The organism is Methanobrevibacter sp., assembly GCF_017468685.1.
In the GTDB taxonomy this organism is placed as follows: domain Archaea; phylum Methanobacteriota; class Methanobacteria; order Methanobacteriales; family Methanobacteriaceae; genus Methanocatella.
The window spans coordinates 1-15,263 of sequence record NZ_JAFUHT010000008.1 but is presented as its reverse complement, the minus strand read 5'-3'; the positions used below and the strand labels follow the sequence as shown (position 1 = coordinate 15,263).

Below are 15,263 nucleotides of genomic sequence, written 5' to 3'. Positions count from 1 at the left end.
ATAAATAAAATTAAAAAAAGTATTACTGATAAAAATGGAGGAATAAATTTGCATATACCTGACGGATTTATACCTATTGCACAATGTTTAGTATATTATGTAATATTAATCGTTGCATTATACTTCTCTGTAAAATGGGCCAGATCCAACTTAGACGAAAAACGTATTCCTCTTTTAGCAGTACTCGCAGCAGGTATTTTTGCAATCATGTCCATGAACATGCCAATACCATTTGGTACCAGTGGACACATGGTTGGAGGAGCTTTAGTCGCTATTGTATTTTTAGCACCTGAAGCTGCCGTACTAGTATTTACTGTAGTACTCCTCATCCAGGCATTAATCTTTGGTGACGGAGGAATTACTGCTTTAGGAGCAAACGTATTGAATATGGCAATCATTGGAGGATTTGTAGGATTATACACCTTCAAAGGATTAAAAGGAATAATCGGAAAATACCCTGCAGCAGGTGTTGCAGCATGGTTAGCAACAGTCATTGCAGCATTAGCATGTGCTATTGAAATGGGTATCGCAGGAACATTCCCAATGAACATTGGTATCCCATCAATGGTTTTATACCACTTCTTTATTGGAATAATCGAAGCAGTATTAACTGTAATCGTTCTTGCGGCATTAGATAAATTTAGACCAGATTTACTCGCATGGAATCAAGGAGATGCATAATATGGAACAAAAAGACATCATGTTGATAGTTGTTGCTATTGTAATCTGTGTTGTAATATGTGTACTCTCACCATACATTGCGTCTGGTGACCCGGATGGACTCGAAAAATCAGCTGAAGATTCAGGATTAGCTGAAGATTTCTCAATAGAAGAAATCAACGGAATTCCTGATGCCGCATTCCCTGACTATGCATTCGCAAGTGATCCAGACAGCCAACCACTACAAATTGTAGCCTTGGTGATTGGAGTACTGGTAACATTAGTTTTAGGATTCGGTGTTGCATACATCGTTAAAAAGTAGAAATTAAATTTTTTAATTTCTATTTTTTCTTTTTTTAAAAGTAATTGAAATTTAATAAAATTGACATAAGCAAATAATAATATATGACTAATTTTTAATATTATAATAGTGAATTAACATGCCTGACATAACACAAATTATACGATTTGATGATTTAGCTTCAAAAAATAGTCCAATTCATAATTTAGAAAGTAGAATCAAGCTAATTTCAACAATATTTATTATTCTTGTCTGTGTTGTATCAAAAGAAATATTCATACCTATTATTTTGGAAATAATGCTATTGATTATACTGAAAATAGCAGATTTATCATATACCGATTCACTCAAAAGATTACTGATGTTACTTCCTTTTGGAGGAGCAATCATAATCTTTCAGCCATTTATCCAGCCTGGAAATATAATATGGAGCTATTCATGGTTGCATGTTACTGACTTTGGTCTTAATTGGGCAATACTGCTTTTAGTTCGTATGATTGTATCCCTAACTGCAATCATCATATATTCATCAACAACACCCCTTCAGGAAATGGCAAGCTCTTTTAGAAAGCTGAAGATGCCAAGGGATTTAGCAATGATACTTTCAATCATGGTTCGATTCTTATTCCTGTTTGTTGATGAACTCTCAGCAATCAGAAAAAGTCAAAAATCAAGAAATTTCAGCATTCACTCCAAAAACACTCCATATAAATGGAGAGTAAAACAAGTTGGATACACTATTGGAATGATGTTTTTAAAGGCATATGAGCAGGGAGAGAGAGTTCACAAAAGTATGGTAAGCCGTGGATTTTCAGACGCATCAGAAATGTTTGATGAAAAGAAATCTCCTGAAAAAAGTGATTATATTTATTTAATTTCAATAATTATTATCGTTATAATACTTGAAATAATCATATTTAAATATTCTGGACAATTAGGTTACTTTGGACAAAATTTAGCAATTAATTAGGTGGAACATATGGAACATATTCATTTAGAGACAAAAGAATTATCATTTACTTATCCTGACGGAACACAAGCTTTGAAAAATGTAAATCTCAAAATTAAAAAAGGTGAAAAGATTGCTATTATGGGACCTAACGGTGCAGGAAAATCAACATTGTTTTCTCATTTCAACGGTTTGAGTGAACCTACATCCGGACATGTTGAGATAGACGGTGAAAAAATCATTTTTGAACGTGATGAACTACTTAAAGTCAGACAGAAAGTTGGAATTGTGTTTCAAGATCCAAATGACCAACTGTTTGCACCTACAGTTAAAGAGGATGTGGCCTTTGGACCAATGAACTTAGGCTTAGAATATGATGAGGTAAAATCCAGAATATCAGAGGCCCTTGAAATGGTCGGAATGTCTGGTTTTGAGGATAAAACCCCACACCACTTAAGTGGAGGTCAGCAGAAAAGAGTGGCCATTGCAGGAATTATTGCAATGAGGCCTGAAATAATGATTCTTGATGAACCTACTGCCGGTCTTGACCCTGAAGGTGTTGATAAGGTATTGAATATCTTAAATAAGTTAAATGAAGAAGGAATAAGTATTGTCATTTCATCACACGATATAGAAATGGTCAATCAGTTCGCAGACAAGATATTTGTCTTGTACAATGGTGAGATAATTGCCGAAGGCGACAAGCACCAAATATTTTCAGACAAGGAATTGTTAAAAAAAGCTCACCTAAAAGCACCGGTGACAACTGAAATATTATATAAATTAAAAGAAAACGGATTAACTGTCGATACTGAAAAAATCAGTATTGATGAGACTGTTGAAGAAATATTAAAAAGTAAAAAAAGTTAATTTGTTGATTTTTTTCTGAATTTGTCTTTGATTTTTGTAATAAATTCAAATTCCTGATCTAGTTCTGGTGAGTTTGCAAAGCCACAATTAGGGCAATGGTAACTGTTACAGTTACTTTTTCCACAACTGGAACATCCTCGGTTTTCAATTTCATTTTCATCAAATTCAAAACCACACATTCTGCATTTCATAATATAACACCGTTAATAATTTTAGATTAAAAAAAATAAATGAAAAATTGAAGTTTATTCCACTTCAATATTTTCAGCTTCTTCTTTACGAAGACAAACATCATATCCTTTTACAGACATTTCAATAGGATCTCCTAAAGTAGCTACTTTTTTAACAGTAATTTTAGCTCCTTTAACAAAACCCATACCTAATAAATGTCTTCTTAAATCTACATCACCGGTTTGATGGTATTTTACCAAAGTTACGGTTTCACCAGGTTTTGCATCTTTTAAGGTTTTCATTTTATCACCAAATTATAATAATTAAAATAAATTTTTAGGTATACTAAAAACTTCTTATTCAATATTATGTCCTAACCAATATATAAATATTTAGTTATGACTAAAAAAAATATTGAAAAATGAAAATTAGATTAAATCTAATAATCATTTAAAAACTTTTATTCTATCCAAATCCTGCTAAAAGACCAACATTGTAAATCAAGAAGGAAACGATATATGCAGTTACTAATGTAATAGCACACATGGTTAAAGCCCATTTGTAACTGTTGGTTTCTTGTTTGATAGCACCGATAGCTGCGAAACATGGAGTGTATAATAAGGTAAATGCCATGAATGAGAATGCAGATAATGGAGTGAATGTATCATGTACTAACTGAGTAATACCGTCTTCATCATCTTCTTCCATACCAGCTAATGTACCGAAGGTTGCTACTACTACCTCTTTAGCAGCTAAACCAGCAATGATTGCTACTGCAGCTTGCCAGGTTCCGAATCCTAAAGGAGCGAATATTGGTGCAATTACGCTACCAATCATACCTAATACACTTTCAGCAGATCCGTATTCTACACCTAATGGGAAGATACTTAAAGCCCATAATACAATGGAACAAGCAAGAATAATAGTACCTGCTTTTCTTAAGAATCCTTTTACTTTTTCCCAAGTGTGTAATAAAATACCTTTTACAGATGGTACTTTGTAAGTAGGCAATTCCATAACGAATGGAGTGGATAATCCTTTAAACATAGTTCTTTTGAGGATAGCTGCAACAATAAGTGCCACAACAATACCTAATAGATAAATTGATAATAATACAGTACCTTCATTTTCAGCGAAGAATGCTGCAACAAAAATAGCATAAATTGGTAATCTTGCAGTACAAGACATGAATGGAACGAGCATCATAGCTAACATTCTGTCCCCTTCGTTTTCCATGGTTCTTGTAGCCATAATAGCAGGTACACCACAACCGAATCCTAAAATCATAGGAATAAATGCTTTTCCGTGAAGACCTACTAATTTGTGCATGATTTTATCTAATGTAAATGCTGCTCTTGCAAGGTAACCACAGTCTTCTAATATACTTAAGAACAAGAACATTAGAATAATAATAGGTAAGAAAGTAAGAACACCACCTACTCCACCAATGATACCGTCACAGATGAAGGAAGCTAAATATTCGTTTGCAATAAATCCTGCAACCCATTCACCTAACATTCCAAATGCTTCATCAATCATGTCCTGGAATGGAGCACCAATAGTGTATGTGAACTGGAACATAGCCCACATGATAACAATGAAAATTGGAATTGCTAAAATTCTGTTTGTAACAATTTTATCAATTTTATCAGTAGTAGTTTCTTTTTCAACAGCCGGTCTTTTAACGGCTTCTGTCATTAATCCACCAATGAATGCATATCTTGCATTTGCAATAACTTCTTCTGCACCTTCATTAAAAATGCCTTGAAGGTGACCTGCTACCTTATCAGTTTCAGACATTATAGCAGAACTTTGAGAAGATTTTTGCACTTTATCTATAACAATTGAGTCTCTTTCCAATAATTTAATTGCAGTCCATACTGAAGGAACATCCAATAAATTATTGTCTTTTTCAACAAGTGCCTGTAATTCTCCTAGGTGTTCTCTTAATTCATCACCATAAGCTAATTTTGCACTTGAATCGATTGGATTTGCAGCCTGTTTTTCAACAGTGTTTAATAATTCATCAAATCCGTCACCAGTTTTTGCGTTAATTTCAACAACTGGGAATCCTAAAAGTTCACTCATCAATTTAATATCAATGATGTGATCTTTTTTCTTTGCAAAATCGTTCATGTTAAGTGCCATTACTAAATTAGCACCTAATTCCATCATTTGAACTGTTAAATATAAGTTACGTTCTAAGTTAGCAGCATCAACTACGTTAATAATTACATCAGAATCATCATCTACGATGAAATCTCTTGATACGATTTCTTCCATAGAATGAGCACTTAATGCATAATTACCCGGTAAATCGATAACATCATAATCATAGCTTCCATGTTTGAAATGACCTTCTGCCCTTTCGACAGTTTTTCCAGGCCAGTTACCTACATGTTGGCGCATACCGGTTAATCTGTTGAAAACTGTAGTTTTACCCACGTTCGGGTTTCCTGCTAATCCTACAATTAATTCTGTCATTAACCATTCTCCCGTTTTATTAACTAAATATGAAAAATATTTTTAAGATATTTTTCATGACTAAAAAAATTTTTTTAGTTTAAGTTCACTAATCCATAAACAAAAAATTAGGTTAACCTAAACATATTATTTTATTGTATTTTATAATATTTAAATATTTAGGCATGCCAAATAAAAAACTAAAGTACTTATATTATAAAGAAGTTAAATATTAAAAAATGGAAATAATAAGTTGATATAATGAGTGATGCAATCGAAACCGCCAAAAAATACATTGAAGATAATAATTGTAAGGAAGCTCTTAAATTAGCTAGAAAAAGACATGGAAAAGATGATGTTGAAGATTATTTGACCATTTTAGATTTATTAATTGATGCTGATTACTTACTTGCAGTTGAAGAAAAGGGAATGTATTACCAATATTATGACAAAAGCCATGACAATGGAGATTATGGTGAAAAGTATTTTGATCAATATCTAGAAAAGCAACCTCGTTCAATCAATGTAATAAGCGACAAGGCATTATCCAGATTCAATAAAGGAAAAATTGATGAAGCAATAGAGCTTATGGATAAAGCTCTTGACAAATATAAATCTTATTCAAAAATCGAAAAACCACGTATCAGCAAAAAAGAAGTATTGCTTGGAAAAATTGAGCTTTTAATTCAGGCAAAAAGATATGATGATGCATTATCCAATTTAAATACTTATGAAAACCAGTTCGGCGGTGATGAAAAATCCGATTTGTATAAAGGACAGATGCTTCAAAAGACCGGCAAAAACGAAAAAGCAATTGAGTACTTGGACAAGTCACTTCAAAATGAAGATACAATCATCGGTTTTAATGCAAAAGGCGATGCACTGTATGATTTGAAGCAGTATAAGGATGCATTGAAAAACTATAAAACCTGTATCAACTATGAAAGCAAAATCGAAGATGATTTGGAATTGGTTACTAATTTTAACTACAAAGCCGCTTTCTGTTGTGTTAAATTAGATGACGAACAGGAAGCCATCAAATATTTAAATAAAACCATAAACATGTTAAATGAACATGGAAGACTTCCAAATGATTTGGAAATGATTTATCAAAAATGTTCCTTCGAAAAGGAAAGAATCATGAAAAAAGGTGAAGTCAAAGATGAGGAATTCAGAAAAACCAGATTTTTTTCAGCCAGGACTTCAATTATAATATTGATAATTATTTTAATATTATATGTAATTTTGAGATATATGGGATACCATTAATTTAGGCATGCCTAAAAATTTAGAAACATTTATATACTATGACAACCAACTTTTATACAAGTGACATGAATTTAGGCACACCTAAATAATCACTTATACAAACACATTATTAGTCAAATAATAATACAATCTCCAAAATATAAAAATCTGTCAAATTAGATTTTCACAATTTACTAATTTGATACAAGTCGTTGGAAAATTAAAAAAATCTGCCAAATATAATTTTCCAAAAAACACTTGGTGTTTAAATCTCCTCCAAATTAAACACCAAACACCTATTTTTTATGAGAATATTATTACCAGATCCAATCTTTTTTTAACTCATCACAAAAATTATGAAGAATAAATTTCCTTCATCGCTTATTAAATAGTTTATTTGATTTTTTTAAGAAATATTATTGACACAATGGCCGTTGCAATAACTGAAATCACATTTGAAATCAATGAAGGCAATCTGAAACCTTCAGGAGCCTGGAAAATATATCCAAATGCAATTAAAGTACACACAACAGCTGGAAGAAGTGCAACGATATATGGTTTTTCAGTTTTTCTCAGATAAGCACTTGCAGCATATAATACAATTGTAGCCACGATCAATTGGGACCATGCGAAATATCTCCAAATCAAACTGAAATCAACAAATGTTAACCCAAATGCCACTAAAAACAATGGAACGGCTACCTTAAGTCTTGGAATTATTTTTTCATGGTTGAGATTAAGCTCATCAGCTACTGTTATCCTTGAACTTCTAAGTGCAGTGTCACCTGAAGTAATTGGACAGATCACCACACCAACAATGGTTAAAACCAGTCCAACTGGTCCTACTAATGTATTTGCCATTTCATAGACTCCAATTGAAGGTGTTGCACCATATATTGCTGCAAGTTGAGGCTGTCCGTGGAAAAATGCCATTGCAATTGCTGCCCAGCAAAGAGCAACCAAACCTTCCAAGACCATTGCTCCAAAAAATACTGGCCTTGCATCACGTTCATTTTCAACGCATCTTGCAACGATTGGAGATTGTGATGCATGAAAACCTGAAATAGCACCACAGGCTACTGTAACAAACAAGTATGGAAAAATACTTTTGTCAGTTAAATACAATCCCTGTGTTGTAAACTCAGGAATACTATATGCCGGATTTAAAATCAATGCTCCAGTCATAATAACAACCATAATTAAAAGCAATGCTCCAAAAATCGGATATACTCTTCCAATGATTTTGTCAACAGGAAATACTGTTGCAACCAAAAAGTAAATGAATATTATTACTATCCAGATAAGTATTGGAATACCGGTTAGAACTGTGAGCAAATCCGCAGCTCCTTTTGCAAAAGTGGTTGAAACAAGAATTCCAGTAGCAACAATAAGAACTGCCATAACCTTTTGGATTTTACTTCCCAAATACTTTGAAATAATGCCCGGCATTGTCAGTCCATCATTTCTCATGGACATGAATCCGGAGTAGAAATCATGAACACTTCCAATGAAAATTGTACCTAATGTAATCCATATGAATGCTGCTGGCCCAAACAGTGCACCTTGTATTGCTCCAAAAATAGGTCCCAAACCAGCAATATTTAAAAAATGAACTAAATAATTTTTGAATTTTGACATTGGAACATAGTCAACACCATCCTGCAGTTTAAATGCAGGTGTCTGGCGTGTTTCATCAACACCAGAGATCATTTCAATGAATTTCCCATAAATGAAATATGATACCACCAATGCAGCAAAACAAATGACAAAACTATACATGTTCATATTTATGGTAATTTTTTAATAAAAAAGTTTCTAACTGGCGAATTTACAGTTTAAATGAATTGTAAAATTTTCATTAACAACAAGCATTTTTTTATTAGAAAATACTTTTAAAGATTATTGATATACATGCCATTTTATAAAATGAATTGATTTTAACAAACCTTGCCAGTAATGTGAAATAAGAAGTATTAAAATTATAGAATAACGATTTGTTTTAATTATATAACCCGTGAAATTAATTAAACTGAATTGCTTTTCTGAGAAAAAAACAATTGAAATAATCAAAAATTAACCAATCATTTTAAATAGAGTCCTTAAAACCCTCAGCTGAAAAGTTTCACTCTTAAAAAAAGAAAAATGTGAGGATTAAAAAATCCTCAAAAATTTTGTGTTTATTTTACTTTTACATAGCATTTAGCAGTGTTTTTGATTGTTTTTCCGTTTGCTTTTGCTTTGTAGGTAAAGACTGCTTTGTATTTTTTACCTTTCTTAAGTTTTTTGATAACTTTTTTAGGTACTTTAAATGTTGCAATTCCTTTTTTATTGGTTTTTGCCTTGTATGTTTTACCCTTAAACTTCAAGTAAACCCTTTTCTTTTTAAGGACCTTTTTGCCTTTGAGTTTAACTTTAATTTTAAGTTTTTTAGCTGTCTTTTTAACTTTTACTGTCTTTTTAACAGGTTTTACTACAGATTTAACTGTTACTGTATTTTTAGTAGTAAATTCTTTATAAGTTACAGTAATAGTGTGTTTTTTAACTTTTAAACTTAATTTAAGGTTAGCGTAACCATTATTATCTGTTTTAACAGAATAAGTTTTGCCTCCAACATTTATACTGACAGTTTCACCTGCTCCAACGTAATTGCCATCATCACCAGTGATTCTGACTTTATAGTTGGATCCGTCAGCAAAGAAGATTTTTACATCCTTATTACCAGTGATTCTTGGAACAATTTTCAGATTAGTTAATTTATATTCCCCTGTTGCAGGATTAGAAATAACAACAGCATAATCTCCGGTAGCCAATTTATTATTAAAATTAATGACACCATTGGAGTCGGTTTTGACAGTGTACATGTTTGTACCTACCTTGATTGTTGCATCTGCATTTGCAAGAGGTAATCCATTACCGTCAAATAAGGTTGCAGTATAATCCAAGCCACTATTATATCCTCTGGTCATATCTGAAGCGACAATTGTAGACTTACGATTGATGACAACAGACTTGTTAACCGGACCATAATTATCATCACCGCTGTAGGCAACAGTGACATTATTATTACCAATAATCAGACCAGATACAACAATAACTGCACTTCCATTAACCAAATTAACGACTTGTGACTCTTTGCCATTAACATACACTGTTACATTTCCACCAGCATCAGTAGGTAATCTGAAATTCAATACAGGCATTCCAGTATTTCCATCTTCAATGTCAATTTCAACATCTGATTTTGATTTGTTAACCTCAAATGTTGTGGAATTGAATCCAAAATAATTACCGTTTAAAAAGGTAACATTAGCAACATGACTGCCCAAAGCCAAATCACCAACACTAACATTTCCAACACCTTCAACAACATTTACAGTATACGGATTGCCATCAACATAAACCAAATATTCACCGTCAACATTACCTTCAACAATAACAGTGGCATTTTCACCATAATTTATATCAGATACAGTAATGTTTACATCTGCAGATTCCCTGACAAATATTGTGCAGGAATTGATTTTGGAACCATCAATGTAGTAGCAATCGCCCCCATAAGTACCTGTGACCATATATATTCCAGGATTCAAATTAGGAACAACAAGTTCTTCCAAACATGATTGAGTGATACTATAAACTAGTTCAGCATCCTCATCATATACCTTATAGGTAATGTTTCCATATGCATTGACTGGAATAGTTACACTAACAGTTGCATTTTCACCAGGATTAATTAAATCGTTAGATAAATTGAAAAATCCTTTAGCTTTATTAACTGTTAAAGTTGCATTTGCATATGCTTCAGCATGATCATCACTTTCAAATACATAAACCCTGATTTCATAACTACCAGGTTTGAAGTTTTCACTTGAGAATAGGAATGTTGCATTATCCTCAACATATAATGTAATTGACTCATTGTATCTGTTGTCTAAAAATACGGTATAATAATCAGCAACATCTACAGTGACATTTATTTTAATTTCATCATTATAGTTGACTGAAACATCATTGACAGTTATTTTTGGAACGATTTTGTAAACATTAACATTAACCATTTCACTGGCTGGAAGATAGTTTTTATCTCCCCTGTACACAGCGGTAACTAAATAATTACCCGGATTTAATGTGAGATTTTCAAGTTGAGCCTTACTGTATACATTACCATTCAATTCATAGACAACATTACCCTTAGCATTCTTAGCAATAGCTGAAGTAACATTTAATTTTTCACCTTGAGTAATATCTTCTATTGAAACGCTTAAACCAGGATTAATACGATTTACGGTGAACATTTTAGTTATTTTATCAAATACAAAAGTGTTTGAATTATTATCTTTTGGATTTAATACAACAGTATAGTCGCCACCGTTAAGAATGCCTGCATTGCAGGTGAACTTACCGCCAGTTACGTTGACTGAATAAGTATTGGAGTTAATGTCCAAATTAACAGTAAATTGGAAGTTTACACCAATATCAACAGTTCCTTCAATTGTTTCAGTTTGTCCATAGTCAACATCATGAACAGTGAAATCAACGTTTATTGCATCAAATACTGAATTAGTAATATTCAAATTACTGGTTTGAGCATAAATGTTTCTATATTCGTCTGCTTTATTGCCTGTAAACACACTGCCATTGATTGTTGCATTCACACTTGATCTAATATATAATGCACCATTTCCTGAAAGTGTGTTGGCTGAAAATACTGATTCAAGAACAGATAGATTATTACCTCCACTTAAAACAACATTTCTAACAATATTGTCTGTGAATAGTGATCCTGAAATAGTAATTTGATCCCTGTATCCTGAGGAAATTATTTGACTTGCTTTATTGCCTGTGAATATGGAATTATTTACAAGCAGATTATTGTTACCAGCCGCAAAAATAATCTCCCCATCTAGAGTATTATTGTAAAACTCAGAGTTAATGAGAACATTTTCAGAATTGTAAACATCAATAATATTATATAACTCAGATATTATTTTGTTTTCAGTAAATACATTTGATATGATTTTTGCTGAATTCACATGACTAAGAATCATGACACAGGCCCCATCGATTGTATTGTTCTCAAATGTTGATTCGTTAACTATAATACTGGATGAGGAAGAACTGTATATTAAATTTGCAGAATATAATTTATTGTCATAAAATCCTGATTCAACAATGTTTAATTTTCCATCATTATATATAAATGATTTATCACTTCCAGTTAAAGTATTATTGAAAATGGTAACTCCATCAATAGTCAAATTACCCTTATTCCAAATGACCCTATTTTGATTACCATTAAAACCTGTAATTACAACATCATATATAGTAACCTCAGAAGTTTCATCAATAGTCAAAAAGCTTAAATCAGTTGAATTTCCATCGAAAACAACATCCCCAAGTGAAATTATAGATAATTTCTTACCTAAAATAGTCAATCCCAAATTGTCAGCACCGGAATAATTTCCTTCATTTACATAAATGACATCATCATTTGAAGAATCTTCGAGGGCTTCACGTAATGTATCAAATTTATTGCCGGTACTGTTTACAATGAAATTACCTTCATATTCTGTAACTTTGAATGTGGTTGTGTTTACAGCATCGTTATGGTTTTCATCACCCTCACGGACAACAAATACGCTGTAGTTTCCTTCACCAACTTCATCCAATGTTAATGTGGCCTGACCGCCTGTGACATTTACTTCGGAAAACTTATTATTGAAAAGAATACGCAATAATCCGTCTTTACTTGCACTGATATTTAAAACCGGTGCAGCTTGAAGTGAATTTCTAAGGACAATATCATCTACAGTAATGTTGATGTAGACATTTGCCTTATGTATGATAAGCCTGTCCGCTATTGATTGTCCATAATAGATGTTGCCGTAGCCATCATAAATGACTTCATTTAATACAACATCATAAATTCCTTTTGGCAGGATGTCTGTAGTATATTCAAATACTCCTTCTGAAATAGTTACTGAGGCATAGTTATTATTGACAAAACCAGGCAATACTACTTGAAGGTCCATGTTGAATTCAGGGTTAAGTGTACCTGTAATTGTTGTAGGAATGCCATATTCACCATCAGGAATGTGCAATATCACATCATAGAAATCAAATACGTTTTCACTGAATTGAATATCTCCTGCATTGAAAATGTTTGCAAATTCATCAGCAAAGTTAATTCCGAATACTGATTTTGTAACTACTGCAGATTTGTTGTTGTAGATTGCTCCACCTTTGCCGGTTGCGGTATTTCCAACCAATGTGGAATTATCCAAAGTAAGAATGTTGTTATTATAAATGGCACCACCATCAAATTCACTGGATGATCCTGTGAATGTTGAATTTAGTATGTTTGCTTCATTTCCATTGTAAACTGCCCCACCGTATCCGTTTGCAGTGTTGTCTTCAAAAGTGGAGTTTATAACTTCTAAGGTTCCTTCATTATAAACAGCTCCACCATTGTAACCTTCATTTTCTGTAAAAACAGTGTCTTTAACAGATAATGACTTAGTGTTATAGATTACACCGCCATTTCCAAAATTATAGTTGCCTGTGAAATTGGAAGCAACAATCTCTGCAGCACCATTGGTGTATACAACAGAACTTATATTGACAATATTGTATGAAAATTCGACGGTATCGATAACTAAATCCGCATCATTCCAAACAACAGCATTATTAACAGAATTGAGTGTAAATGTAGTGTTTAATATATTTAACAAACCTAAATTGTATATAATGGCACCTGTTTCAAAGCTTTCAAATGTACAGTTCTTAATGATTAAAGTACCGTAATTTTCAATGCTTGCATGATTTTTTACGGCTCCATCAGTAAAGGAAATTCCATCAAATACAACAGTGCATCCTTCAGCTATTGTAAAGAACCATTTTGCACCGCTTCCGTCGAAAATAATTCCGTCATCTCTGAAGTTTTTAAGGGTGAATGATTTACGGATATCAATTTCCATATTGTCTTCAGTATAGTAATTCACATTTGCATAGATAACACCATTTTCCGCAACGGCATCAATAGCATCGGTTAAGTTTTCATATACTTCATCTTCGGATATGATGAAATTCGGCACTTTCATTTCAAATTTGACATCAAAAATATAGGTATTGAAGTTATGGTCGTTCATTACACCGAGAGTATAGTTTCCACCCATAACATCCTCAAAAGTGATGCTGAAATTACATGAACCGTTGTTGTTAATAGTGTACAAAGGTGCCTGACCAAAGTACAATAAGACCACTGAATCAAAGGCATCATTAGATGTACCGTTTACATAGACTGTCTGATTGATTTTATCTATAGTTAAATTGTATATTTCACCATTACCATTAAAGACACAATATTGGCTAGTTATTTCCTCAACATTACCACCAGCAAAGTAATTCCTAACTTTCTTATCATCTTCACCTTGGTAGTTATCTAAGAAGGTACATAAGTAGAATGATGCTGATGTTGTTTGACCGTCTAAATTATCGGATGCAATATATATTGCTCCACCTTCACTTGTTGCGTAATTGTTTTTAAAGGTAGTGTTTACTGCAATAACCATTGCATCATTTTCTGCATCAGATTGACCAATATATATTGCTCCACCTTCATCAGCAGCGTTATTGTAGAAATTACAGTTGGTCAAGGTTAAAGTACCCGCTTCCAAGTCAATAGCTCCACCATAAGTAGCAACCCCATTGATTATGGTAATGTTTTCAAGTGTAACAGTAGGACCTTCTGTCTGATATTCCTCAAAAAACGGAGGTGTCTCAATTGGCTCCACTTCAGTTTCATATGTTAAAAGCATGAAGTAATATTCGCCTCCACAGTCAAAGATAACCTCTTCATCTCCATAAGCCCTGATTGTTAATTCAACTTCTCCTTCAATATCCATACTGGATACAGAATATGTTCCGCCTCTAACTGTAATGATACCTGCACCATATAATATAGCTTCATCGACTGCATCTTCTAAAGTATCAAAATATTTGTAATCATCATCTTCATCGTATTGATACATGAATCTGCCTTCACCATCCCCTTCACCAAGGTCGTTGTTATCTATAGAATTACCAATATTCTCATTTGATTGAGTATCAGCAACTGCAAAATACCTCATGGCAAGTAAAGGTTTGGCCTGAACATTATTGGAAATATCAACTACAGAATATATTTCTCCAGCATTGTCATTTTCCAAATCATCCAGATTAGTGTTTGAGATTCTTAAGCCAAATACAGGAAGATTTTCATTGACATTTAAAATGGCCTCAGTGGAATTTGATATGTAGTTTACACGTTCCTGTGAAGTGACCCTGATTGTGTAATTTCCAGGATTTAGTGTTTTATCTATTACAATAGTTCTGCTGCCATTGACAAATACGACATTTTTGTAATCTTCAATTTCTATTGTATAAATTGATGCAACATCGGATTCAATGTTTAAAACAATACTTTCATTATATTCTACTTCCACATTAGGTACAGATATTGTAGGATTAGCTTTATAGACTTCAAAATCAACAGTAGTTGATGTGAATGCAAAATCGTCGTGATCATAGATGGCTACAAGAGTGTATTTTCCAGCATCCAAT

The 15,263-nt window shown here is 32.8% G+C and carries 10 protein-coding genes; 5 read left to right on the top strand and 5 right to left on the bottom strand.

Annotation, left to right across the window (positions count from 1 at the left end; translation table 11 throughout):
* Positions 1 to 48: 48 nt before the first annotated feature.
* The 4 genes from cbiM to IJ258_RS01230 all read left to right on the top strand — a co-directional run bounded on the left by cbiM (position 49) and on the right by IJ258_RS01230 (position 2,780).
* Positions 49 to 681 (top strand): cobalt transporter CbiM, encoded by a 633-nt coding sequence (gene cbiM, locus IJ258_RS01245; RefSeq protein WP_292801845.1) that lies wholly within the window; start codon positions 49 to 51, stop codon positions 679 to 681.
* Position 682: 1 nt separating this feature from the next.
* Positions 683 to 982, top strand: a complete 300-nt coding sequence (locus tag IJ258_RS01240; RefSeq protein ID WP_292801843.1) for a PDGLE domain-containing protein — start codon at positions 683 to 685, stop codon at positions 980 to 982.
* A gap of 118 nt (positions 983 to 1,100) precedes the next feature.
* Positions 1,101 to 1,931: a cobalt ECF transporter T component CbiQ gene (cbiQ, locus tag IJ258_RS01235; RefSeq protein ID WP_292801841.1), complete on the top strand. Its 831-nt coding sequence runs from the start codon at positions 1,101 to 1,103 to the stop codon at positions 1,929 to 1,931.
* Between the two features lie 9 nt (positions 1,932 to 1,940).
* The gene (locus tag IJ258_RS01230) at positions 1,941 to 2,780 is read left to right on the top strand and encodes an ATP-binding cassette domain-containing protein (protein ID WP_292801839.1); all 840 of its coding nucleotides are present in this window, start codon (positions 1,941 to 1,943) and stop codon (positions 2,778 to 2,780) included.
* On the opposite strand, the gene IJ258_RS01225 is transcribed toward IJ258_RS01230, so the two are convergent.
* From IJ258_RS01225 to feoB, 3 genes are all read right to left on the bottom strand, one after another.
* Complete coding sequence (locus tag IJ258_RS01225) at positions 2,777 to 2,971, bottom strand: hypothetical protein (RefSeq protein WP_292801837.1); 195 nt, start codon at positions 2,969 to 2,971, stop codon at positions 2,777 to 2,779. The two genes, IJ258_RS01230 and IJ258_RS01225, sit on opposite strands and share 4 nt — an antisense overlap.
* A 54-nt stretch (positions 2,972 to 3,025) precedes the next feature.
* Positions 3,026 to 3,253, bottom strand: coding sequence for a FeoA family protein (locus IJ258_RS01220; protein ID WP_292801835.1), 228 nt, complete (start codon positions 3,251 to 3,253; stop codon positions 3,026 to 3,028).
* Between the two features lie 163 nt (positions 3,254 to 3,416).
* Complete coding sequence (gene feoB / locus IJ258_RS01215) at positions 3,417 to 5,435, bottom strand: ferrous iron transport protein B (RefSeq protein WP_292801833.1); 2,019 nt, start codon at positions 5,433 to 5,435, stop codon at positions 3,417 to 3,419.
* A gap of 240 nt (positions 5,436 to 5,675) precedes the next feature.
* Here feoB and IJ258_RS01210 point away from each other — a divergent pair, with 240 nt between their 5' ends.
* Complete coding sequence (locus tag IJ258_RS01210; protein WP_292801831.1) at positions 5,676 to 6,683, top strand: lipopolysaccharide assembly protein LapB; 1,008 nt, start codon at positions 5,676 to 5,678, stop codon at positions 6,681 to 6,683.
* Positions 6,684 to 7,055: 372 nt separating this feature from the next.
* Here the strand turns inward: IJ258_RS01210 and IJ258_RS01205 are convergent, their stop codons facing one another.
* Together IJ258_RS01205 and IJ258_RS01200 are read right to left on the bottom strand one after the other, a co-directional pair.
* On the bottom strand, positions 7,056 to 8,441 hold the full coding sequence (locus tag IJ258_RS01205) for a carbon starvation protein A (RefSeq protein ID WP_292801829.1): 1,386 nt from the start codon (positions 8,439 to 8,441) through the stop codon (positions 7,056 to 7,058).
* Between the two features lie 398 nt (positions 8,442 to 8,839).
* A partial coding sequence (locus IJ258_RS01200; protein ID WP_292801827.1) for an Ig-like domain repeat protein occupies positions 8,840 to 15,263 on the bottom strand: 6,424 nt, incomplete at its 5' end.

Excerpts from the sequence above, each read along its gene's own strand:
- feoB (WP_292801833.1), bottom strand. The coding sequence starts at position 5,435 with ATGACAGAATTAATTGTAGGATTAGCAGGAAACCCGAACGTGGGTAAA.
- IJ258_RS01240 (WP_292801843.1), top strand. The coding sequence starts at position 683 with ATGGAACAAAAAGACATCATGTTGATAGTTGTTGCTATTGTAATCTGT.
- IJ258_RS01205 (WP_292801829.1), bottom strand. The coding sequence starts at position 8,441 with ATGTATAGTTTTGTCATTTGTTTTGCTGCATTGGTGGTATCATATTTC.
- IJ258_RS01230 (WP_292801839.1), top strand. The coding sequence starts at position 1,941 with ATGGAACATATTCATTTAGAGACAAAAGAATTATCATTTACTTATCCT.
- IJ258_RS01225 (WP_292801837.1), bottom strand. The coding sequence starts at position 2,971 with ATGAAATGCAGAATGTGTGGTTTTGAATTTGATGAAAATGAAATTGAA.
- IJ258_RS01220 (WP_292801835.1), bottom strand. The coding sequence starts at position 3,253 with ATGAAAACCTTAAAAGATGCAAAACCTGGTGAAACCGTAACTTTGGTA.
- IJ258_RS01210 (WP_292801831.1), top strand. The coding sequence starts at position 5,676 with ATGAGTGATGCAATCGAAACCGCCAAAAAATACATTGAAGATAATAAT.
- cbiQ (WP_292801841.1), top strand. The coding sequence starts at position 1,101 with ATGCCTGACATAACACAAATTATACGATTTGATGATTTAGCTTCAAAA.